Here is a 23,912-nt window from a genome sequence, read left to right as displayed (position 1 = left end):
TTATAACACTATTTACAATATAGAAATATTTTGGAAATAAAATAATGTTTTTGCATGAAAATGGCTAAATCTTGTGGCTTGAAGGTAAAAGTTCGTTTGATAGAAGACTCACAAACTTCACTTTTTCCTTGAAAAACGTGCGATTTTTCTCATTTTTCATTGCAAATACAAAAGGCAGGCACGCCCTATTGGTTTAAAATAACAAAAAAATCGGATAAGTCACTATCCGATTTTTTTGTTATTTGGTGCCAAATCGGAAACCATTCCATCAAAACTGTTCTATATTTTTCCATTTTCCATTTTCCATTTTCCATTTTCCATTTTCCATTTTCCATTTTCCATTTTCCATTTTCCATTTTCCATTTTCCATTTTCCATTTTCCATTTTCCATTTTCCATTTTCCATTTTCCATTTTCCATTTTCCATTTTCCATTTTCCATTTTCCATTTTCCATTTTCCATTTTCCATTTTCCATTTTCCATTTTCCATTTTCCATTTTCCATTTTCCATTTTCCATTTTCCATTTTCCATTTTCCATTTTCCATTTTCCATTTTCCATTTTCCATTTTCCAAAAAATTGTCAGCCGATTTTATATTTTGTCAAGTATTTTTATGATTATCAATCGGTTAGGGTTTGGGATTAACTCATTGACTATTTTTGATAAATGATTTATATTAACCAAAAATCCACATAAGGACACCTGATGAACGTACAGCCTTGGCATTGGTTGGTTTTTGGTCTGATTTTGATGATATTAGAGATGTTTGTGCCGACCTTTTTTCTGCTATGGTTCGGGGCGTCTGCTGTTGTAACGGCAGTGCTTGCGTGGGCGTTTGGCTTCGGCTTTGGGGCGGGGGTCATCTTGTGGCTTGTGCTGTCGGTCATCTCGTGCGTGGCATGGTTTAAATTTATCCAGCCCAACATCAAAACTCGCACGACCGCAGGGCTTGGGGGCAGTGTCATCATCGGCGAGATAGGCATGCTGACCCACGCTCCAAGTGCCGACAAGCTCGGCAAAGTGCGGTTTAGTGTGCCAAAAGTCGGCTCTGATGAATGGCTGTGCCGTGGGGCAGATGGCGAAGTGTTTCAGGCAGGCGATAAGGTCGTGGTGGTGCAGATACTGGGTAATGAGTTGGTGGTTCGGCGTAAATAATGCCATTGGATTGCTATTTATTGCCAATTCATCATATTAGATAGATTGGTAGGGGGCAATCACATTTGCCCTGTATTTCAAATTTAGATAATTTTAGATAACTGTTAGATAGGGGCTTATTATGGAAGTTTTATTTGTCTTGGTGGCGTTTGTCGTCTTTACCGTTTTTAAGGGTGTCAGACTCGTACCACAAGGCTATAAATGGGTGGTTCAGCGACTGGGAAAATATCATCAGACCTTAGAACCGGGTTTGAATTTTATCATTCCCTTTGTCGATACGGTCGCCTATAAAATCACGACCAAAGACATCGTGCTGGACATCCCCAGTCAAGAAGTCATCACCCGAGACAACGTGGTCATCATCGCCAATGCGGTGGCGTATATTAACATCATTCAGCCAGAATATGCGGTGTACGGCATTGAAGACTATGAATACGGCATTCGCAATCTGGTGCAAACGTCCTTGCGTTCTATCGTGGGCGAGATGGATTTGGACAGTGCGTTATCAAGCCGAGACCAAATCAAAACCCAGCTCAAACACGCCATTTCAGACGACATCGCCGACTGGGGCATTACCCTAAAAACGGTGGAAATCCAAGACATCAAACCGTCCCACACCATGCAACTGGCGATGGAAGAGCAAGCTGCCGCCGAACGCCAACGCCGAGCCATGGTAACACGAGCGGACGGGCAAAAACAGGCGGCTATCTTGGAGGCGGACGGGCGATTGGAAGCGTCTCGCCGTGATGCCGAAGCTCAGGTAGTGCTTGCCAAAGGTTCCGAAGAATCCATTCGCCTTATCTCATCGGCGATGGACGGCAAAGAAATGCCTGTTGTGTACTTGCTTGGCGAGCAATACATCAAAGCGATGAACGACATGGCACAGTCTGATAATGCCAAAACCGTTGTCTTGCCTGCCGATATTCTAAACACGGTCAAAGGATTGGTGGGCGATAAGTTAAAGGGGTGATTTTATAACCATTTAACTTCAAAACGCACCAATTTAAAAGGTGCGTGGTACGCACCTTGCCATACTACCAAAATAAAAAGCGGTGATAATGACCGCTTTTTTACAGATAAAGTTTTGAAAGATAGATAAAAAATAGATAAAGGCGTATGATACACCCATAAATTATCTTTTAAGTTATCTTTTAAATTATCTAAATTATCAATCAAGCTCATCAAGCCACGCCATTTGAATGGCTTCTAATATCGCTTCATTGGATTTGTCAGGTTCGCCCACAAAGTCGTCAAGCTCGCACACATAGCGGTGCAAGTCGGTAAAGCGGATATATTGTACGTCTACATCGGGGTGCTTTTCGGCAAGGGCAATGGCGATGTCTAAGCTGTCGTGCCAGTTGAGTTTCATAAAAAACCTTTTTAAAGACAAATTCACGCAAATTTTAGCAAAAAATTTAAATCAATGCTATAATAATCGCCATTTTTATTTATCATTGTTAAATTATGAGCGTACAGACCCACAACCCCCAAACCCAAAACGGGCAAAAAAAAGGCAAACCACAAATCGCCAAAGCTGACCCCACCAATCCGCACCTAACGCCGATTGACCGTGAGATTTTGACCCCGCCAAACGGACACAAAAAAGTGCTATTACACTCATGCTGTGCCCCTTGCTCAGGCGAGGTCATGGAGGCGATGCTTGCCAGTGGCATTGAATTTACCATTTATTTTTATAACCCCAACATTCACCCCAAAAAAGAGTATGAGATTCGCAAAAACGAGAATATCGCTTTTGCCGAAAAGCACGGCATACCGTTCATTGATGCTGATTATGACATGGATAATTGGTTTGCTCGTGCCAAAGGCATGGAGCAAGACCCCGAGCGAGGTCGCCGTTGCACCATGTGTTTTGACATGAGATTTGAACGCACCGCCCTATATGCCCATGAACATGGCTTCCCTGTGATGACAAGCTCGCTCGGGATTAGTCGCTGGAAAAACATGGCTCAAATCAATGACTGCGGTCATCGTGCCGTCGCCCCTTATGAGGGATTGGACTATTGGGATTTTAACTGGCGTAAAGGCGGTGGCAGTAGCCGTATGATTGAAATCAGCAAGCGTGAGCATTTTTATCAACAAGAATACTGTGGCTGTGCTTATTCTTTGCGTGATACCAATAATTTTCGCCGTAGCCAAGGGCGTGAACCCATTAAAATCGGCGTGAAATATTATGGTGATGATGAATAAGGGTTAATCCACCCGCTCTTGCCAAAAAAAGACTGTCATGAACTGATGGTCTTTTTTTATTCGCATAAAAACCATTACAATATTTAAAAAATAAATTAAAAAATTAAAATTATTATAATTTATTTAATAATTAAATCAGTTATCATCAACATCAGCACAAATCATCAGTTCATACAACATCATGATAGACACCAATTCATAGTGAGTGTCATTTTCATTATTTACATAAGACAAACCAAGGTTTGAACTGGTATTTGCTATACTTAAATCATCACACCACCCAACCAATAAGGAAAACCCATGTCAGAAATGAAATGTCCCTATTCAGGCACGCCACTTACTCACAGCAATGGCACCCCTGTCGTTGACAATCAAAATTCCTTGACCGCAGGGGCAAGAGGCCCCATCTTAATGCAGGATCTATGGCTAAACGAAAAGCTTGCCGACTTTGTGCGTGAAGTCATTCCAGAACGACGCATGCACGCCAAAGGCTCTGGTGCTTTTGGTACTTTTACCGTAACAAACGACATCACCCAATACACCAAAGCCAAGATTTTTAGCGAAATTGGCAAACAAACCGAAATGTTCGCACGCTTCTCCACTGTTGCAGGTGAGCGAGGTGCGGCCGATGCTGAGCGAGACATTCGTGGTTTTGCTCTAAAATTCTACACCGAAGAAGGCAACTGGGACATGGTTGGTAATAATACCCCAGTATTCTTTTTAAGAGACCCGCTCAAATTCCCCGACCTAAACAAAGCAGTCAAGAGAGACCCACGCACCAATATGCGTAGCCCAACCAACAACTGGGATTTTTGGACGCTCCTACCAGAAGCGTTGCATCAAGTTACCATTGTCATGAGTGATCGTGGCATCCCAAAATCCTACCGCCATATGCACGGTTTTGGCAGCCATACTTATAGTTTCATTAACGATAAAAATGAGCGTTTTTGGGTAAAATTTCACTTTCACACTCAGCAAGGCATTAAAAACCTAACCGATGCTGAAGCAGAAGCCGTGATCGCCAAAGACCGTGAAAGCAGCCAAAAAGATTTGTATGATGCCATCGAAAAAGGCGACTATCCAAAATGGAAAATGTACATTCAAGTAATGCCAGAAGAAGAAGCAAACAGCGTGGATTTTCACCCTTTTGACTTAACCAAAGTTTGGTCAAAAAAACAATTTCCCTTGATTGAAGTGGGCGAATTTGAACTCAATCGCAACCCCAACAATTACTTTTTAGATGTGGAACAAGTCGCCTTTGCCCCCAGCAACCTTGTTCCCGGCATTGGTGTATCGCCTGACCGCATGCTCCAAGCACGCCTTGTCAACTACGCTGACGCACAGCGTTATCGTTTGGGAGTGAACCGCAATCAAATCCCAGTCAACGCTCCTCGCTGCCCTGTCTACTCAAACCACAGAGATGGTCAAGGGCGAGTGGGCGACAACTATGGCGGACGTCCGCACTATGAGCCAAACAGCTTTGGACAATGGCAAGAACAGCCCCAGTACGCCGAGCCACCCCTAAAAATCAGTGACGATGCCAAGCAGTGGGATTTTCGTGAAGATGACAGCGATTATTTTAGCCAGCCAAGAGCCCTGTTTAATCTCATGACTGATGAGCAAAAACAAGCCCTGTTTGACAACACCGCAGGGGCAATGGGCGATGCCTTGGATTTTATCAAATACCGCCATATCCGTAACTGCCACTTTTGCGACAGGGCCTATGGTGAGGGCGTTGCCAAGGCGTTGGGCATGACGGTAGAAGATGCCATTAAAGCATATGACACCGACCCTGCCAAGCATTTGGCGAGCTGTTTAAATCCTAAGGACTTTATGTAAAAGCATTTTGTGTCATTTTAAAATGCAAAATAGCAAATGCGTTAAAAAACCACTCTTAATGGGTGGTTTTTCCTTGCAAAATTTTTTTTGGTGTAGTAAAATTTACCTTGAAAGTAGGTAGCAAGTCAGTTAAGTTTGCCAATTAAACTGCCCATTTTTGGGTTTGCGTACTGAATATGTCAGTGCGGATAGCTTTTATAAAGCACTTGGACAGAAATGTCAACTGCTTTATGATGTTAATTGCTGTGAATGCATTGAAACTTAGCATATTTATATCCTTTGATTTGATGATACATAGTATTATTATTCTATAATTGGGGTGCTTCTTCTGATAGAAGCGTAAGGTGCACTTACTGGCTGTTATGCGTACTCCGCCTACTTTCATTTTTTATTCTGCAACAGTTATGAAATCAAAAAAAGTCAAAGACCCCTCTTGGTTTAAACTAAAAAAATACCCTCATATCGGATTGCCAATCACTTCTAAAAGCAAAAATCAAGTAATTCGCTATATTACCAATCCTGAAAAAATAGCCAAACATGCGTTTTGTCCTTTCATTCATACACAAATAATCACGCCTAAATTTCGCAAACAGTATGACCAAGACGGCAATATATTACACAATGGTAAGCGTGTACACCTAAAACCCAAGGTGCGTGATATTTATTATGCCAATCATTGGGATGCTAATATTTTTGCTTATTATGCTTATCTTTTGCAGATTCATTACGAAAAAAAGTTAAATCAAAACAATCTTGGCGATGTGGTAACTGCTTATAGAAAAATAACTACAGTAGATGGTTCGGGTAAATGTAATATAGATTTTGCCAAAGAAGTTTTTGATGTTATAAAACACCGTGCACAACAAGAAGAACTGACAGTCATCGCAGTAGATATAGAGGGATTTTTTGATAATCTTGACCACGCCTTATTAAAAAATGTCTGGAAAAGCGTGCTTGGGTTGCAAGAAAGCAACACTCTACCCAAAGACCATTATAATGTCTATAAGGCAATTACTCAGTTTTCATACATAGATTATGACAAAATATTTGAATTATTTAAAGAGAAAATTATTATAAATCATAAAGGAAAATACAAACAAAAATCAATTAAAAAAATTACGCATCTATATTCTCAAGAGGCGGTAGGTTTTTGTCAATTAAGGGAGCTTAAATATATCCGAAGTAAAGGCATTATTTATAGACAAAAACGTAATAACACAGAAAAAAATTTATATAAAGGCATTTGCCAAGGCTCTGCTATTAGTGCAACTTTGGCAAATATTTATATGATTAATTTTGATACCTATATTCATCAAGAAGTACAGAAAATTGGCAGAATATATAAGAGATATTCCGATAATATTGTGATTGTTTGTAATAGCTCTCTTAAAAATGAGATATTGGTATTATTAGAAGAGTCAATATCTAAAATTACCAAGTTAAATATTAAACAAGAAAAAACCCAAATATTTTATTTTTTTAAAGAAAATAATAGCGTTAAGTGTCTGCAAGAGTTTGGTGGTCAAATTAACAAAAATAGTTCAAACAGAAGATTTGAATACTTAGGATTTGGTTTTGATGGTACAAATATCTATCTCAAAAATCAAGCTTTAGCACAGTATTATATGAAAATGAGTCAAGGCGTTAAACGCTGTAAATATTACTCAAAAAGAATTCAAAATAATACGAAAGGCAAGTTATTTATCAATCGATTACATTATAGATATTCATATCTCGGTGCTAAAAAATCAAAAAGATATATTAGACGATTAAATACGAAAGATAAATGGGTTTTTCAGCGTCAGGTTTGGGGTAATTTTTTGGGTTATACTTACAATTCGACAAAAATTATGCAATCAGATAAAATTCGCCATCAAGTTAGAAGGCACTGGAAAATACTCAATACTAAAATTAAGAAATAGGCTTATGAAGTTTATTTTAAAAAAATTTTAAATAATTATTCTTTATATCAATATAATAGAAAATTTTTTTGTATATATTTTTAACAGGAGTTTTTATAAAAAAATATCTATGTATCGTCCTAATGCTTGCTATACCTGCTTTTACTAGTAATTGGGCTTAAACGGACGAAACCAACAACTTTAAAGAGTATTTAGACAAAGACAGCGTGCGTGTCAAGTCTTTTACAGGCGGTGGGTAATATGTTAGTGTGTGGATACGAACAGATTTTAAAACTATTCAAAATTTAGATGGTAAAAACTATTGGCAAACGAAAATTTTTGATTATTATGACTGCGTTGTTCGTAAAAATGACTTTGATAATATCATTCATTATAACAAGCAAGGCAACAATGCAGACAGTTATGAAGGTTATGTATCCATTTATCCCTCGATTCCTTATAGGGCAGGCGAGAGCCGGCTTGACTATGTCTGCTCACAAGCGGGGCAGTAAATCAAATCCGCTTTATAAAAAGCGGATTTCTCTATAAATCTATTTAAACAAACTCCCCAAAAAATTCATCAATATACCCCACAGGCATATCGGTAAGCGTATGTCGCCATTTGGGGTTTTTGTCTTTATCAATAAGTAATGCCCGTACCCCTTCTTTAAAATCGCCATGATTGACACAATGAGTCGCCACCACTGTTTCCAAGTCAAAGATTTGTTTTAAAGAAAAATCTTTTTTAGTCGTTTTTAAGTCATGATAAATTTTAAAGGTAATCGCTTTTGTGGTGTCCGAGCCATTTTTATAAATGTCTATGGCGGATTTGATAAAGTCATTATCGCCTTGATAATTCATTAAGGCATTGTCAATCGCTAATAAATCGCCTTGATTCATGAGATGATTGATTTCATCAAATGACTTTAATAAAATGCTCTCGCCCAATATAGATTTATCATGAAATCCATTTAAACAAGCAGATAATAAATGATGATTGGTGTGATTATCCTTAAAATCAATTTGACAAATACAACTTAGCACGTCGTCAAATCCATCATGACCGATTGCAAAATCCGCCACGCCAAACGCATGAGCGTCCGCCCCTGTAAATCTTGCCCCCGTTAGCCCCAAAAACAGCCCGACCTTACCCGCCAAATGATTTAAAAAATAAGACGCCCCTGCGTCAGGAAATAGCCCGATAGAGACTTCGGGCATTGCCATGAGCGTGGCGGACGTAACGACTTTATGGCTTGACCCGACAAACAGCCCCATACCGCCCCCCATGACAATCCCATGCCCCCACGCCATGATAGGCTTGGGATAGGTGTTCATGGCGTGCATGAGTCCGTACTCGTGCGTGAAAAAGTCGTGGGCACTCGCCCCACTCGCTCCGCCATAAAGCGCCTTGATGTCACCTCCTGCACACAGCCCCTTGTCGCCTGTGCCGTGTAGCACCACGACCGCCACGCTGTCATCATCTGCCCATGTATCTAGGTGCGTGCGTGTGGCTTTGACCATGTCTAAGTTTTGGGCGTTTAGAGCTTTGGGGTTGTTGAGTGTGATGACGCCAATGTATTTGCCGTGAGCGGTTGGGGCTAGGCGTGCCAAAATCGTGTCGGTCATGAAAAATTCCTTTTAATGGTTGAAATAAGGATTTAATATAACAAATTTAAACCGTCAAATCAATATTTTTAAATTGAAAAATTACACCAGTTATTTTATAATCTTTTTATCTTTTAAACTCATTTAATCATTGGAAAATATCATGTATTGTTTAATATCCCCTGCCAAAAACCTAGATGAAAAAACCGCCATCCCCTTTAATGTAGATAACCATTTAAGCGAACCTGTACTTATCAATCACGCCATAGAATTAATGAAAACCCTAAAAAATAAAGACGTGATAGACTTACAAGAGCTTATGGGCGTATCTGCAAAAATCGCTGAATTAAATGTCGTCCGCAACCAAAATTGGACTTATCCTTTTGATGATAATAAAAAGCCTGCCATTTATTTGTTTGACGGTGATGTTTATACAGGACTTGACGCTTATTCATTAAACACCCATGAGATTTTATATTTAAATCAGCATTTGGGGATTTTATCAGGCTTATATGGCATTTTAAAACCTTTGGATAATATGCTACCTTATCGGCTAGAAATGGGTACGAAATTAAAAACGCCCTATGCCGATGATTTATATGGCTATTGGAGTGATGAGATTACTGATGTGATAAATGATAATATCAAAAACAGCGGTTCTGATGTATTGATAAATCTTGCTTCCAATGAATACTTTAAAGTGATTAATACTGCCAAAATCAAGGCGGAGATTATCACGCCCAAATTTTTAGACCAAAAAAACGGGCAATATAAAATCGTGAGTTTCTACGCCAAAAAAGCCCGTGGCATGATGATGAATTTTTGTGCAAAAAATCAAATCACAAACCCCGATAAGCTAAAAAACTTTGACATGGACGGTTATTATTTTGACGAAAAAGCAAGCAGTGATGATGAATGGGTGTTTAAACGAGATGAGCAGATTTAACAGTATTTTTTAATAAATTATTTAACTTAACAATTATTTATTGTAACAACGCAAAAATTACCGCCACTTTGCCCAAAAAAGTGCTAAAATAGGCAAAATTTTGGTTGTAAATTTAGTTGTTTTATCACGTTAATTTTAGTTGAAAAAGGTAATTCTTATGGCAAAAGCACCCAAAGAAAAAGATGAAAACATTGAAGGCAACAAAGAAAAAGCGTTGCAAATGGCATTGGCTCAGATTGAAAAGGCATTCGGCAAAAACACCATCATGAATCTGGGCGATGAGTCTATCAAGGTAGATGTTGAGACCATTTCCACAGGCTCGCTTGGGCTTGACATTGCTCTGGGGATTGGCGGTTTGCCAAAGGGGCGTATCATTGAAATTTTCGGGCCTGAAAGCTCGGGCAAAACCACGCTCACCCTACAAGCGATTGCCGAATGCCAAAAACAAGGCGGAAAATGTGCGTTCATTGACGCAGAACATGCCCTAGACCCCATTTATGCCAAAAAATTGGGTGTAAATTTGAACGAACTTATGGTATCTCAGCCCGACAACGGCGAGCAAGCCCTTGAAATCGTGGACATGCTTGTGCGTTCTGGGGCGGTGGATTTGATTGTGGTGGACTCGGTTGCTGCCTTGACCCCAAAAGCTGAGATTGAAGGCGAAATGGGCGACAGCCACATGGGTCTGCAAGCACGTCTGATGAGCCAAGCCTTGCGTAAAATCACGGGTAACGCCAAACGCTCTAACTGCATGGTGATTTTTATCAACCAAATCCGCATGAAAATCGGCGTAATGTTCGGCTCGCCTGAGACGACAACAGGCGGTAACGCCCTAAAATTCTATGCCTCTGTCCGCCTAGACATTCGCCGTATCGGCTCGGTCAAGGACAAAGAAGAAATCATCGGTTCTGAAACCCGTGTCAAGGTCATCAAAAACAAAATGGCTCCCCCGTTCCGCCAAACCGAATTTGACATCATGTATGGCGAGGGCATTAACCGCTTGGGTGAGATTGTGGACATCGGGGCAAGCCTTGACATCGTGGGTAAATCAGGGGCATGGTACAGCTATGAAGGCTCAAAAATCGGTCAAGGCAAAGCCAATGCCTGTCAATTTTTGGCGGAAAATCCAGCCATCGCCCAAGAGATTAAAGCCAAAATCCGTGAGCTAAAACTTGCCAATGTCGTGCCAGTCGCCCCCAGCGATGATGACGGTGAAGTGCCTGAATATGTCGAAGGCATGGACGACTAATTTTATGATCAAACCCATAAAAATACAAACCTTAGATGACATTTTAGCAGACATGGGACAACCTGTGTCTGCTAAAACTTTTGATAAAAAGAGTAATAACAGCGATAACACGGACGATAAAAATACCAAAAAAGCGGATAAAACGAACGATAAAAACAGCAACAAACAATCCGATGATAATTTTTTATCTGATAAACCAAAAAATTTAACTAACACCGCCAAACACCCTTTTAAAAAATCTAAAAAAACAGTTAAAAACACCCAAAATTCCAACTCCCAAACCGACACACCAACACCCACACGCAAACGCAAATCCCAAACAAGCGACAACAAACCGTCTGCGGTAGGTTTATTATTAAAAGACGACAGTCAAACGGTGCTTGATGATAATTCTTTAAAATTATTAAGCCAAGTGGAGATTGAAAAATTACAACTTCCCGACAAAGAAACTCGCTATTTGCGTTGGCTTGCGTTTTATTATTTATCCAAAAAAGAGCTGTCTCGCCATGAACTAAAAACCAAACTCATCTCCAAAGACTGCGACCCGCAGGCGGTGGATGACTTGCTTGATGAATTTGCCGAAAAAGGTTATCAGTCCGACACACGCTGTGCGACCATGCTCGTGCGTGAAGCGGTACGCAAAGGGCGTGGCGTGCGGTATTTGACAGATGGCCTAAAAAAAGCAGGGCTTGATGTCAAGGCGTTTGGCAGTATAGATGAACTTATCGCCATGAGTGATGTAGACAGTGTGGCGGACGGCACGATTTTGGACGATGACAACAAGGGTGATGACAAGGATGATGAGATAGACTGGCTCAAACTTGCCGTAGAAGCTCGCTGTAAAAAATATGGCGACACAATCCCAAAAGACCCCAAAGAAAAAGCCCGCCAACTGCGATTTTTGCAGCATCGGGGCTTTGAGATGGGTGTGTGTTTTGATGCGTTAAAGATGAATTTGGGGGATTTTGAATAAAGGTGATTTTGAGTAAAGTAGTCAGGCTTGCCTATCACGGTAATCCATCAACCCTACCCCTACCACTTCTAGAATCTGTGAATCTTGGTGTGTGGCAACGGTGCGGATGAGTCGTGACGGCGAGTGCGTGAGCGTGTTGGTCAGACGATGAGCGAACTCATCTAGCACCGTCATCATGTCATCACCCTGTGCCAGACGGTGTTTGGCATGCGATAACAGTCGGCTTTTATGCTCGTTTGCCATCATGCGATAATCGGCAATATAACGTCTGGCGGACAGCAGTTGCATTTGACTCTCGATACTTAGGGTCAGCTGACTGACCATCAGCTCCGCCTCTACCGCCGCTTGTTTTCGCTCTTCTAGGTTACCTGCGATGACATGCTGTAAGTCATCCACCGAATACAGATAGACATCATCAAATCCGCCCACCGCAGGGTCGATGTCTCGTGGCACTGCCAAATCCACCAGTAGCAACGGGCGATGACGACGCACCTTTTGGGCGTGCTTAACCATCTCTGTGCTAATCAGCGTCTCCATGCTACCGCTACAACTGCTCACCAGATCAGCACGGCTTAGCACCTGCCCGAGACTATCTAGCCCCACGCACTCAACATGCACCGACCGCCTTGCATTTTGTGCCATTTGCACCAGCTCATCTTTGAGCAGTTCGGCACGCTGTGGACTGCGATTGGCGATGATGATGTTTTTCATGCCAAGGCTTGCTACGTTATGAGCGACAAGGCGATTCATCTCGCCTGCCGCCACCATGAGTAGCGTGGTCTTCTCTGGCTTGTCAAATATCTGCGTGACCAGTTTGGCGGTCGCAAACCCTAACGTCACCGCCTGCTGTCCGACTTTACTGTCACGGCGGACACTGCGTGCTGACGCAAAAATCTGCTGAGTGAGCCAATGAAAATCACTGCCCACCCCACTTACTGCCTGCGACTGCGACACCGCTTGTCTGATTTGCCCCAGAATCTGTGGCTCGCCCAGTATCATCGAGTCTAGCCCTGACGCCACACGAAGCCAGTGGTTCAACGCACGGTTATTTTCATAAATGTACAAAAAAGGCGAAATGTCATCTAGTGCCACGCCCTTGAACTCGGCAAGCCACGACCGCACTCGCCCCGCCTGCACGCTCACATCATCATCGTCAGCGACCGCTTGCCATTCATCGTCAAACCCCACATAAATCTCACTGCGGTTGCAAGTAGAGACGATGACCGCCCCCGAGACCGACTCATCAAGACGGCGAATGTCAGTAATCGCCTGTGGCAAATCCGAGCCAAAAGACAACCGCTCTCGCAGGGCGACAGGGGCGGTTTTGTGATTGACTCCGATGACGGCTAATTTCATGACGGGCTATATTTGGTAGGTAAAAATAAACGGACAAACGATGAAATGGATTATTATAACAGCATTTGCCAAAAACACACAAAAAATGGGGGTTTTTATGAAACTTTTCAATCAAAACACACATTTGACAAAATCAATCGTTTTAAATAGATAATTTTCTTATGTTAAAATATACTCATATCTAACGAACTTAATATTTATCAAAGGTTCATCAGCACTATCTCCACACGTCCTTTATTGTTGTCATGTTTATCGGATGTGCATAGCACGCCCCTACACTCTTATATTATTGAGCTTGTGATAATTTTAAAATTTGTGGCTATACACTTAAGATTTTTAATTTAAAAATAACCATAAAAATTGGCAATCTCTCGCCCATTTTATTGCCGTCTTTGTAATAAATAAATCCCCACGCCTGCACTAATGATAATCGGCAATAACGCCATAAAAAACGGGGAGAACCCTGTTGCGAGCGCCACAAACCCCGTCAAATCAGTCAAATAACTAAACAAAAGTCCCGTCAATAACGCCATGACAATGCGAAGTCCCAAGCCCTGCGAACGCAGTGAACCAAACACAAACGATGAGGCAACTAACACCAGCGACAATACCGCAAAGGGCGAGAGTAATTTTTGCCAAAAGGCGACTTCATGACGAAGCGAGCGTCTGCCTTGATGGGTCATGAGCTGTTTATGGGTCAGAAGGTCGGTCAAAGACAAATCCTCCGCCTCTTTGGTCAAAAGATGAACATCACTCGGGGCAAGGGGCAGTGATAAGGTCTTGTGCATATCAAAACTGCGAGAGACGCCCGTATCGCCCACGGTCAGCTGTGCCACGTCAGTCAGTTGCCACTGATAATCATCGCCTACCTGCTCATGGAACACGCCACTGCCTGCACGGGTCGCCCCCGTGAGATTCGCCCCTTTGTCCAGATAGTAGCGTTTGGTTGCCCCCAGTTTGCCATCCGAGTCGGCATAGCTGATATAGACAATCTCCTGCCCTTGCTCGGTGTCATTCACCGCCCAATAGCCATTGACCGTAAATAGCTTTTTATTAGGTAAATGATTGGCAATCTGTGAGGCTTTGTCGTTGGTGGTAGGCAAAACAAACTGATTAACCGCCAGCGAAATCATCACAAACAAAAACGCAGGTAACATCGCATAACCAATGATGCGATACACGCTGATTCCGCCCGCTCGCATGACCACAAGCTCGCTGTTACCCGCCAGCAGTCCAAGCCCTATCACCGCCCCCAGTAATGCCCCCGTGGGGATAAACTGCACCAAAAAATAAGGCGAGCGGTACAAAATAAAGCGTAACGCGTCAAAATATGTATAAGTCTCGGATAGGTTTTCAAGCTCGGACAGATAGGCAAAGATGATTTGCAATAGCCACAAGCCCACCACCGCTCCCATCATGGCAAACAGTGCCGAGCGGATGACATAACGGGGCAAAATCCATGCTTTCATGATACCCCCCGCTCTGATTGCTGATGACCTTGGCGACTGATGCGATTTCGGCGAAGCTGTGCCATGATACGGTCATGATAATTTAGATACAAGGCAAAAGCGATGAACAACACCAATGCCACAGGATAGATGTACACGCCAATCTTGCCCTTGGCAATGCTCTCTTTTAGGGAAATCAAAATGAGCACATTTGCCACAAACACAAAAATCGCAGGAATGAGTTTGAGCCATCTGCCTTGACGGGGTCGCACGGTCGCAAGCGGTGTGGCAAGCAGCACAGCGATAATCATCAAAAACGGCAACGACAAACGATAACCGAGCTCGGCACGCACCTGCTGTGGGCTAAACGTGCTGTTTTTTAGGGTTATCTCGCCTTGCACCCCACGCACACTCAAAAGCTCGCCTGTGGCAATGCCTTCTATCTTCATCGGGCGTCCTTGACTGTCGCTTTTACCCGTCAGATGAATGCGATATCGCCCAAAGCCCACTTGATTATACTGACGACTGGCGGTATCCACTTCATAACGTCGACCTTCGTGCAAGTCAAGCACCACCGAACCATCATGCGAGGCGGTTGGCACTTGCGTGGCGGATTTGGCTAGGATAATCGTGTCTTTGTCCGAGAGCAATTTTTCAGGGATTTTACTGGTGTCAAGGAGGCTTTGGGATTGATTGGTTTGATTGTCGTCTTGTGTGTCATCGGTTGGCGAAGTTTTATTGCCATTCATTTGAATCACAATCACATCTTTTAAAAATTCACGCTCATCGCCTACTTCACCGACATACAGATGATAGTCGCCACTGCTGATGAACTCTTTGGTGCGAATCAAATCAAAAATCTCTACCACTGATTGTTCTTGCCAAATGTTGGTCGCCTTTGCCACGCCCCACGGCTTACCGATGAGCGTGATAAAACCCTGCATGACAAACACCACAAGCACAAGCGGTATCAGCCATCTTGATACCATGCCACGACTGACCCCGCCTGCGTTTAGCACTGCCATCTCATGGTCGGCATACAGTCGCCCAAACACCAGCATAAGCCCGATAAAAAAAGACAAAGGAAAAATCAATTCCAAAAAATAAGGCAAATTATAGCCGATGAGTGTCCACAGCACCCCCACATCCAGCCCCCCTTCGGCAGCCATGCCAAAATAACGTATCAAGCGACCACCCAAAAGCATGACCACCAAAAACCCCAGTACAAGGGCGGTGGTCGTGGCAACTTGGCGTATCATGTATCGGCTTAAAATCACGGTACTAGACTGATGATAAAAATGCATTATTATAGCAAATTTTCATGGGTTTTGCTAAAAATAACGACAAGTGTTTAAAACATAAACTGTAAAATAAACCCCCGTTATTTACAGTATTAAGGTAAAATACTGCAAATGAACATACACAAAAACACAAGACTGCTTCCCCACCATAGGAAAGCCATTTGGACTGCTTACCATAAGAACAAGCGGCATTGTTAAACTAAAATACATAATTCAAAGTTCCATTCCACTTAGCAAACAGTAAGTTCAAAGTGTTTTCTATCATTTTCTCGGATTTAGAATAACATTTTGATTTTCTTCTAAATCTTGCTGTGAAATGCCTAATGGGACTATTATAGCCCTCTATGGTAAAAGTTTGAGCTTTGCTTGTCATATGTTTTGATTTTGGAATGACTTCAAGGTAAGATTTCCAGTAGTCACTACAAAACAGTTGAATGTTATGGATGTTCAATTGATTGTAAAGCTGTTTAAAGGTGTTGGTGTCTCGTCTGCCACAAACAAAACCTAAGATTTGTTTTGTTGTTCTGTCAATGGCAAGCGGGGTCCAGCAAGCGTTTTTTATGCTTGGTGTAGCTATGAATCTCATCAAGCTCAACGATATCTATCGCTTGATTGCTATCTTGTTTGATTTGATGTTGTTCGCCAAGTTTTTTAACCCATTGATAGACTGTGCCATAACTAATACCTAATATGCGACCAATTGAACGAAAGCCCAAACCTTCTAGATACATATTGATTGCCATTTGCTTGGTTGCTTCGCTTTTATGATGCGTTGGTTTATGTACTGAAAAGTAATGATTGCAACCTTTGCACTTATAGCGTTGTCTGCCATTGTTAAAACCTGCTTTGACAAAGTGTTTGTGCTTACATTTAGGACAACTATCAAATGTTTCGTTCATTGGTTTTTACTCTATGGTAAAGTATTGAGTTATTTTAACTTATGTATTTGTTTTTAACAATACCGAACAAGCAATCAGTGACTTCACTGGCACTCGAGTACAAAGTATCAAGACCTACCATTTACAAGGTCTTAAAACTTGCTCGCATTAAACTCCTTAAGCCTCAAACCAGTACCAATAATCGCTTTAAACAAGCCAAGTATGGCATTAAACGCTTGGCTAAGGTTGAAAAATCCATTCAAGACAAACTCAAAAGGCAAGCCAAGCGATACAACAAGTCCTATTTTGGTGAGATGGTTCATGTAGATGCCAAACGCTTACCTTTACTTAAAGGACAAAGTACAAACAGTCCTAGAGAATATCTGTTTGTTGCCGTAGATGACTATTCTTGTGAACTGTATGCTGCCATACTGCCTGACAAAACAGCCTTTGGTGCAGCACAGTTTCTGGTAGAGCAAGTGATAGAACCTTGTCCTTACCAAATTGATGTTATTTACTCTGACAATGGCACTGAATTTAAAGGCACAACACAGCATGAATTTGTCAAAGTATGTTATGATAACCACATCAACCAAAAATTTACCAAAGTAGGCAGACCACAAACCAATGGCAAAGCTGAACAGGAGATACGAACATTAATAGAGCTTTGGCATCATCAACATGAGTTTGTCAGCAGTGAACATAGAAAGCAAGAATTAACCAGATTTCTTAATTTCTATAACACTGTTAGACCACATTCATCTTTAACCAAAAAAGATGAGATTACAGGAAAAACTTTGACTTTTACGCCTTATGAATGGTTAGAGTTTTATTTTAAACAAAGTGTAAATAACGGGTGAGTTTTTTACAATTGATGCTTTCTTTGGTCATGTTGGACAACGCATCGCTCATTGTCAAAGTGGGTGTATCTACCATTAGTCCATCACTGCATCTAAATATTAGCAACGTCTCATCATCTGTCAAAGGTGTGTCTTGGTCTGACTGTTCAAAATACAGGTGTAGCTCTACACTACTAAGACTTGTTTTTGATTCCTTGCTTGGTGAAAATAAGTTTAACCAAGCGGGTGTATATTCATTGGGTCTGCCATATTGAATAATCTCTGATAGATTGACTAACTCTTTTCTTTGGTAGCTACGGTATTCTGTTATCAAATCGTTCTTTCTACCGAAATATACCTGTTTGCTTTTATCAGTACCATAAAGATACTCATCTCTTAACCAATCAAACCCATATCCTCCTTGACAATCATCAGGTCTTCTAAAATGTACAGTAAACTTAGGCAACTTATCATCATTTGCTTGGGTGTTGGCAAAGTTGTTTTGTAGCTTTGATTGTCTGTATTGCTCTCTTGCTTTTTGGTACTGGGCAAGTCTATTGTCATCAATAATCTCTTTAAAACTTGTCTGTGAATGCACAAGTTTTGGTGGTGGAGTGCATTTGCATAGACACAAATCATCATTTAAAGCAGGCATTGCTCCACCCAAAGAAAAAGACAATCTTGGACCTGTTGGTACAATTTTGCCCATTGATTGACAAGCAGAACACCAGACATCATCGCCGATACAGCTTTGCTTTTTGCCATCTACATTAAAGACAATGGGATTGGTGGTTGTCTGGACGATACCGCCTGCTGTGGTGGTGTCGTTTTCTAGGATGTAGTAGCGGGTTAGGGGCATTTTTATTTCCTTGAGGTGAGGTTAAATGTGATTATAGATGATTGGAGTAAGCGAATCAATCAGATATGCTTTGTGTATCATCACTTACTGTTACCGACACAAATCATTAATGAGTTATCAATCAATCATAAAATAACCGCATCCATACTGGCGGATGTGACCAGTCTATGATTATCGTATGACGGTCTGATACACTACTTGGTTAACCGTGATTTGGCTATTTGACAAACCCACTATGACGCAGTAACGCCCCCATGTCAGCGTCTCGCCCCATAAAGGCGACAAAGCTGTCTTTGGCAGGGCGAGAACCGCCCATTTGTAGGATTTCGTTTTTGAAGGCATTACCAATGGCAGGGTCAAATACGCCATGCGTGGCGGTGTTTTGACTGCTTTCAAATTTGCCAAAAGCGTCCGCCGACAACAGCTCCGCCCATTTATACGAATAATACCCTGACGCATAGCCCCCTGCAAAGATGTGACTAAACGTGTTGGCAAATCGGTTATTGGCAGGCGGTTTGATGACGGCTATTTCATCACGCACGCCGTCTAGCACCGCCAAAATTTCATCATAGTCCGACAGCTCTTTGCCATGAATGCGTAAATCAAACAATCCAAACTCTATCTGGCGTAAGGTTTGTAGTCCGCTTTGGAAGTTTTTGGCGTTCAACAGAGCGGTCAATTTATCTTGGGGCAAGGGTTCGCCTGTCTCTACATGACGACTGATGAGAGCAATCCCGTTTTTGTCAATGGCAAAATTTTCCATAAATTGACTGGGCAATTCCACAGCGTCCCACTCCACGCCACTGATGCCTGCCACGTCCGAGAGCGTGATTTTGGTCAATAAATGGTGCAAGCCATGCCCAAACTCGTGAAACAGCGTGGTAACTTCATCAAAGGTTAAAAGGCTTGGCAAATCGCCCACCGCAGGCGAGAAGTTACCCACGATAAAGCCGACAGGAAGCTGTTCAATCTGGCTGTCTTTATGCTTTTCTTGAAAGCCTGACAACCACGCCCCACCACGCTTGCCCGTGCGAGCAAATAGGTCAAGATACAGCCCGCCCATCAAGCCGTTTTTGTCATGCAATTCAAAAAACTGCACGTCCGTATGCCAACGTGGCACGTCTGCCGTCCGCTCGTTAAAGGACACACCAAAGAGCTTGCCGATGATATCAAACAAACCGCCCAGCACCACAGGGAGTGGAAAATAAGGGCGAACCTCATCGCTGTTTAGGTTGTATTTTTCAAGGCGGATTTTTTCGGCTAGGTATGGCGTATCCCATGGCTCAACCTTGTCAAGCCCAAGCGTTTTGCCCAAAACCTCCATGTCCGCCAAATCCGCCTTAGCAAAGGGCGTGGCGTGATGAGCGAGCGTTTTTAAAAAGGTTTCAATCTCGTCTTTATCATTTGCCATTTTGCTTGCCAAGGATACTTGGGTGTAGTCGTCAAAGCCGAGCAGTTTGGCTTTTTCTTGGCGTAGCGTGAGTATCTCGCTCATGATGTCGCCATTGTCAAATTCGGCGTGTCCATAGCTAGACACGGCACTGGCACGAGTGTTGTAGGCGTGGTAGAGCGTCTCACGCAAGGCTCTATCATCGGCGTACTGCATGACCGCCAGATACATGGGTACGTCAAGCGTGGCAACATAGTCGGTTGCCAGTACGCTATTGGGGTGCTTGGCTTTATAGGTGTCGCCTGCCGATTTTAGTAGGGCAAGACCGCTTGGGGTAATGCCTGAGAGTTGGGCTTGGCTCAAGGGCAGGGCGAAGGCTTGGGTTGCGTCTAGGGCGTTGTCCGAGAATTTGGCGGACAGTACCGACAGGCGAGCAGAAATCTCGGCAAAGCGTGCTTTTTTGTCATCATCTAAGGCAACCCCAGACAGCGTAAAGCCTTGTAAGGCAAGCTCTACTGCTCGTGTTAGGGCGTTGTCTGCTTCTAGCTTTTCTAAATTATCATTCACAAGTTTATAAAGCTGATACAGCCCCACCGATTGCCCTGTTTTGGTAGAAAAGGCGGACAAGGCAGGCAGTACGTCATGATGAGCGGTGCGAATCTTTTGGCTAGACACCACGCTGTTTAGGTGGGAGAGTATCCCAAAACTGCGGTTTAGGTTAAGATTTAGGCGGTTAAACCGACCGATGATGTCAAGAGCTGTCGTTGGCTCATCGGTGCTTGGCAAATTATCCAAAAACTCATCGGCAATTTTTAAATCTTGCTCCACTAAAGCTTTTAGTGTGCTTGCGTCTGTTTTGTCAAAATCCACAAGGCGTAAACGCTCATCTAGGGCTTGTGTGTGAAAATCAATCATGGGTGTGTTCCTAAAAATTTTTGGGCTTAGAATTTGGGTTTATAATAAGGATAACAACGCACTTTTGCAAGGAGTAGCGTGGACGTGGGGTAAGTTGCTTTTGTCATAAAAGCGTGATATGTTTGTCTTTTACTGTTTGAATTTTTAAAAGCAAAAACATGACTCCCATTCACGTTGTTTCTTATAATATCCATAAAGGCATGTCGCCCTTAAACCGCCTTGTTAAGCTCCAACGCATGGGGCAAGCGTTGGCGGATTTGCCGATTGATGTGTTGTGTCTGCAAGAAGTGCAAGGGCAAAACCTAAAACGAGCCGTCTCTTTTAATGAATACCCCGACCAGTCGCACCATGAGTGGTTTGGCGAATATTTGTCGCTGTCGCACAGCTATGGCGAAAACGTCCGCTACCCACACGGCAATCACGGCAACGCCACGCTTTCACGCCACCGACTAGACCCCAAGCACAATGTCAATATCACCGTCTCACGCCTAGAAAAACGGGGCGTTTTGCACAGCGAGATAGCCCCTGACGGTTGGGGCGTGCCTGTGGTTGTGCTAAACGCTCATTTAAACCTACTAGAAGCCGACCGCACCAAGCAATACAAGGCAATCAGCGACTATATCAACAGCGAGATTGACAAGGACAAACCGCTCATTTTGGCGGGGGATTTTAATGATTGGGCGAAAAAATCGGGGCGGTTTATGGCGGATTTGGGGCTGTCTGAAGTCTTTTGTACCAAGCATGGCAAACACCCTGCGACTTTCCCTGCCAAGTTTCCCATGATAAGCCTTGACCGCATTTATGTACGGCATTTGACTGTCCTATCCGCCCAAGTCTATGGCGGTGTGCCGTGGTCTGATTTGTCTGACCATTTGCCGATAGGGGCGAGATTGATACTTGATAAGACTAAGGCGTGTTGAACCTTTATAACACTATTTACAATATAGAAATATTTTAGAAATAAAGGTACGTTTTTGCATGAAAAATGGCTAAATCTGGTTTTTCATCGTCAAAAACTTGCCTGATAGAATGGCTATCAGTCTCAAGTTTTTTTCTTGACAAACAGGCGATTTCCCCTATTTTTCATTGCAAATACAAAAGTTCAACACGCCCTGCTGAAAACTAAGCCAAATTTTGGTATCATATCCCAAATTTTTCTGAGAAATCTCATGACAAATCCAACCAAACCCATTCGTACCCGTATCGCCCCATCGCCCACAGGCTTTCCACACGTTGGCACGGCTTATATTGCCTTGTTTAATATGGTTTTTGCCAAATCGCAAGGGGGTGAGTTTATCCTACGCATTGAAGACACCGACCAAGTCCGCTCTACCGCTCAGAGTGAGCAGATGATTTTAAACGCCCTAAAATGGGCAGGTTTGACATGGAGCGAAGGCCCTGACGTGGGCGGACAGTTCGCCCCGTATCGCCAGTCCGAGCGTTCCGAGATTTACAAAAAATACGCCCAAGAACTACTGGACAAAGGTCATGCGTTTCGCTGTTTTTGCACGACAGATGAGCTAGACCAAATGCGTAAAGAGCAAGAAGCCCAAGGCTTGCCCGTGCGTTATGACGGGCGTTATGCCAATCTGAGCCGTGAAGAGAGTGATAAACTTGCCGAGAGTGGCAAGCCCTTTGTCATTCGTATGCGTGTGCCGACAGACGGCGAGTGCGTGATTCATGACATGCTTCGTGGCGAGATTAGCATTCCGTGGGAAACGGTCGATATGCAGGTTCTACTAAAAACAGACGGCTTGCCGACCTATCATCTTGCCAATGTTGTGGACGACCATTTAATGCAAATTTCCCACGTCATTCGTGGCGAAGAGTGGATTAACTCCGCCCCCAAGCACAAACTTTTGTATGAGTATTTTGGTTGGGAAATGCCTGTATTGTGCCATATGCCCCTACTGCGTAACCCCGACAAATCCAAACTCTCAAAACGCAAAAACCCCACGTCAATCACCTATTATAAGGACGCAGGCGTACTGCCCGAAGCCTTGATTAACTATTTGGGGCGTATGGGGTATAGCTTGCCAAATGAAGCGGAGAAATTTAGCTTGGATGAGATGATTGCGAGCTTTGATATTAAGCGTGTCTCTTTGGGTGGACCTGTATTTGACATTGAAAAACTCTACTGGCTCAATGGCGAATACCTGCGTGCGATGAGTGCGGACGAGTTGAAGGCGAAGATTTTGGCGTGGGCAAGCGATGATGATAAGCTGACTGCCATTGCCAAAGCCATTCAGCCACGCATTAATGTGTTGTCTGATGCGGTAAATTGGGCAGGCTTTTATTTTCAAAACTTGCCAAACGTTACACCAGACGATTTTGCCCATAAAACGCTGGATAATGATAAATTACTTGAAATTCTCTATCTTGCCACATGGCAACTAGAAGCCTTGCCCGAGTGGAGCGAGAATAACATTTATCAGACCCTAAAAGGCTTGGCAGGGCATTTTGAGATTAAGTTAAAAGACTTTATGCAACCGTTTTTTGTGGCGATTGCAGGCTCAACGTCTAGCACGCCTGTGATGAACTCCATGTACGTCATCGGGGCGGACATGACCTTATCACGACTACGCCATGCCTGTGAAGTTTTGGGCGGACTTGGTAAAAAGAAATTGAAAAAATTGGAAGAGACGAATAAAGCTTTGCCGAATTTTTTAAATCAAGAATAAGCTAATTAAAAACCGATAATTTTCAATAAGTTATCGGTTTTTTTAAATCTTATTTTAAAAAGTATTTGACAAGACACAGAGGCTTTTATATAATACGCCCACCTTAGCAAAGGGGCTATAGCTCAGTTGGTAGAGCACTTGCATGGCATGCAAGGGGTCAGCGGTTCGACTCCGCTTAGCTCCACCACTTCTTTTTAGAAGTAGAAACACAAGCACCTAGGCACGCTTTTTGAGCAATCTTGTGTTGGTTCGTTAAGTTTTACGCTCCATTCGTCTAGAGGCCTAGGACATCGCCCTTTCACGGCGGTAACAGGGGTTCGAATCCCCTATGGAGTGCCAAATTCTAAATCCCCAAGTTACGGCTTGGGGA

Annotated in this window: 21 protein-coding genes and 2 tRNA genes; 13 read left to right on the top strand and 10 right to left on the bottom strand. The window is 42.8% G+C overall.

What is annotated here, in order from left to right:
• Positions 1-268: 268 nt before the first annotated feature.
• A complete protein-coding gene (locus LP107_RS02140; RefSeq protein WP_264682804.1) occupies positions 269-559 on the bottom strand; it encodes a hypothetical protein in 291 nt (96 codons plus the stop codon).
• Between the two features lie 145 nt (positions 560-704).
• Here LP107_RS02140 and LP107_RS02135 point away from each other — a divergent pair, with 145 nt between their 5' ends.
• Both LP107_RS02135 and LP107_RS02130 read left to right on the top strand, forming a co-directional pair.
• Positions 705-1,154, top strand: a complete 450-nt coding sequence (locus LP107_RS02135; protein ID WP_078275057.1) for an NfeD family protein — start codon at positions 705-707, stop codon at positions 1,152-1,154.
• A 121-nt stretch (positions 1,155-1,275) separates the two neighbouring features.
• Positions 1,276-2,124 carry an SPFH domain-containing protein gene (locus LP107_RS02130; RefSeq protein WP_078275058.1) on the top strand — a complete coding sequence of 283 codons (849 nt, stop codon included), beginning with the start codon at positions 1,276-1,278 and terminating at the stop codon, positions 2,122-2,124.
• Between the two features lie 2 nt (positions 2,125-2,126).
• On the opposite strand, the gene LP107_RS02125 is transcribed toward LP107_RS02130, so the two are convergent.
• Positions 2,127-2,336 carry a hypothetical protein gene (locus tag LP107_RS02125; protein ID WP_078275059.1) on the bottom strand — a complete coding sequence of 70 codons (210 nt, stop codon included), beginning with the start codon at positions 2,334-2,336 and terminating at the stop codon, positions 2,127-2,129.
• On the bottom strand, positions 2,323-2,523 hold the full coding sequence (gene iscX / locus LP107_RS02120; RefSeq protein ID WP_029103819.1) for a Fe-S cluster assembly protein IscX: 201 nt from the start codon (positions 2,521-2,523) through the stop codon (positions 2,323-2,325). Before iscX ends, LP107_RS02125 begins: the two co-directional genes overlap by 14 nt.
• Positions 2,524-2,618: 95 nt before the next feature.
• Here iscX and LP107_RS02115 point away from each other — a divergent pair, with 95 nt between their 5' ends.
• From LP107_RS02115 to LP107_RS02105, 3 genes are all read left to right on the top strand, one after another.
• Positions 2,619-3,362: an epoxyqueuosine reductase QueH gene (locus LP107_RS02115; protein ID WP_228144857.1), complete on the top strand. Its 744-nt coding sequence runs from the start codon at positions 2,619-2,621 to the stop codon at positions 3,360-3,362.
• A gap of 300 nt (positions 3,363-3,662) precedes the next feature.
• Positions 3,663-5,201 (top strand): catalase, encoded by a 1,539-nt coding sequence (locus LP107_RS02110; protein ID WP_112741788.1) that lies wholly within the window; start codon positions 3,663-3,665, stop codon positions 5,199-5,201.
• Between the two features lie 344 nt (positions 5,202-5,545).
• Positions 5,546-7,123, top strand: a complete 1,578-nt coding sequence (locus tag LP107_RS02105; RefSeq protein WP_264675988.1) for a reverse transcriptase domain-containing protein — start codon at positions 5,546-5,548, stop codon at positions 7,121-7,123.
• 534 nt (positions 7,124-7,657) lie between these two features.
• On the opposite strand, the gene LP107_RS02100 is transcribed toward LP107_RS02105, so the two are convergent.
• Positions 7,658-8,728 carry an enoyl-CoA hydratase/isomerase family protein gene (locus tag LP107_RS02100; RefSeq protein ID WP_078275062.1) on the bottom strand — a complete coding sequence of 357 codons (1,071 nt, stop codon included), beginning with the start codon at positions 8,726-8,728 and terminating at the stop codon, positions 7,658-7,660.
• Positions 8,729-8,870: 142 nt separating this feature from the next.
• Here LP107_RS02100 and yaaA point away from each other — a divergent pair, with 142 nt between their 5' ends.
• From yaaA to LP107_RS02085, 3 genes are all read left to right on the top strand, one after another.
• Positions 8,871-9,653, top strand: a complete 783-nt coding sequence (gene yaaA, locus LP107_RS02095; RefSeq protein WP_112741786.1) for a peroxide stress protein YaaA — start codon at positions 8,871-8,873, stop codon at positions 9,651-9,653.
• A 190-nt stretch (positions 9,654-9,843) separates the two neighbouring features.
• Positions 9,844-10,902, top strand: coding sequence for a recombinase RecA (gene recA / locus LP107_RS02090; protein WP_078275069.1), 1,059 nt, complete (start codon positions 9,844-9,846; stop codon positions 10,900-10,902).
• 4 nt (positions 10,903-10,906) lie between these two features.
• Entirely contained in the window at positions 10,907-11,875 is a 969-nt protein-coding gene (locus LP107_RS02085; RefSeq protein WP_158079708.1) for a regulatory protein RecX, read from the top strand.
• 21 nt (positions 11,876-11,896) lie between these two features.
• Here the strand turns inward: LP107_RS02085 and hemA are convergent, their stop codons facing one another.
• From hemA to LP107_RS02065, 4 genes are all read right to left on the bottom strand, one after another.
• On the bottom strand, positions 11,897-13,231 hold the full coding sequence (gene hemA, locus LP107_RS02080; RefSeq protein ID WP_078275065.1) for a glutamyl-tRNA reductase: 1,335 nt from the start codon (positions 13,229-13,231) through the stop codon (positions 11,897-11,899).
• A gap of 380 nt (positions 13,232-13,611) precedes the next feature.
• Complete coding sequence (gene lptG / locus LP107_RS02075; protein WP_112741785.1) at positions 13,612-14,700, bottom strand: LPS export ABC transporter permease LptG; 1,089 nt, start codon at positions 14,698-14,700, stop codon at positions 13,612-13,614.
• The gene (lptF, locus tag LP107_RS02070) at positions 14,697-15,983 is read right to left on the bottom strand and encodes an LPS export ABC transporter permease LptF (protein ID WP_112741784.1); all 1,287 of its coding nucleotides are present in this window, start codon (positions 15,981-15,983) and stop codon (positions 14,697-14,699) included. Before lptF ends, lptG begins: the two co-directional genes overlap by 4 nt.
• A gap of 196 nt (positions 15,984-16,179) precedes the next feature.
• Positions 16,180-16,879 (bottom strand): IS1 family transposase gene (locus LP107_RS02065; protein ID WP_228157684.1). Its coding sequence is split into 2 segments (ribosomal slippage): positions 16,180-16,534 and positions 16,533-16,879, totalling 702 coding nucleotides; the frame shifts between segments, so codons are not numbered across the junction.
• A gap of 77 nt (positions 16,880-16,956) precedes the next feature.
• Between LP107_RS02065 and LP107_RS02060 the strand changes: the two genes are divergently transcribed.
• A complete protein-coding gene (locus LP107_RS02060) occupies positions 16,957-17,718 on the top strand; it encodes an integrase core domain-containing protein (protein WP_208624034.1) in 762 nt (253 codons plus the stop codon).
• Here the strand turns inward: LP107_RS02060 and LP107_RS02055 are convergent.
• Complete coding sequence (locus LP107_RS02055; protein ID WP_264682802.1) at positions 17,693-18,556, bottom strand: PAAR domain-containing protein; 864 nt, start codon at positions 18,554-18,556, stop codon at positions 17,693-17,695. The genes LP107_RS02060 and LP107_RS02055 overlap by 26 nt on opposite strands.
• A gap of 217 nt (positions 18,557-18,773) precedes the next feature.
• The gene (locus tag LP107_RS02050) at positions 18,774-20,861 is read right to left on the bottom strand and encodes a M3 family metallopeptidase (protein WP_112741783.1); all 2,088 of its coding nucleotides are present in this window, start codon (positions 20,859-20,861) and stop codon (positions 18,774-18,776) included.
• A 158-nt stretch (positions 20,862-21,019) separates the two neighbouring features.
• On the opposite strand from LP107_RS02050, the gene LP107_RS02045 reads away from it, so the two are divergent.
• The 4 genes from LP107_RS02045 to LP107_RS02030 all read left to right on the top strand — a co-directional run bounded on the left by LP107_RS02045 (position 21,020) and on the right by LP107_RS02030 (position 23,881).
• Complete coding sequence (locus LP107_RS02045; RefSeq protein ID WP_264675989.1) at positions 21,020-21,781, top strand: endonuclease/exonuclease/phosphatase family protein; 762 nt, start codon at positions 21,020-21,022, stop codon at positions 21,779-21,781.
• A gap of 249 nt (positions 21,782-22,030) precedes the next feature.
• Complete coding sequence (gltX, locus tag LP107_RS02040; protein WP_078275102.1) at positions 22,031-23,542, top strand: glutamate--tRNA ligase; 1,512 nt, start codon at positions 22,031-22,033, stop codon at positions 23,540-23,542.
• A gap of 111 nt (positions 23,543-23,653) precedes the next feature.
• Positions 23,654-23,729, top strand: a tRNA-Ala gene (locus LP107_RS02035).
• A 76-nt stretch (positions 23,730-23,805) separates the two neighbouring features.
• Positions 23,806-23,881: transfer RNA gene (locus LP107_RS02030), tRNA-Glu, on the top strand.
• Positions 23,882-23,912: the final 31 nt, after the last annotated feature.

Source organism: Moraxella bovis (assembly GCF_025985205.1).
GTDB classification, from domain to species: domain Bacteria; phylum Pseudomonadota; class Gammaproteobacteria; order Pseudomonadales; family Moraxellaceae; genus Moraxella; species Moraxella bovis.
Note: the sequence above shows the minus strand (reverse complement) of the source record. Positions and strands in the feature narration are given on the sequence as shown.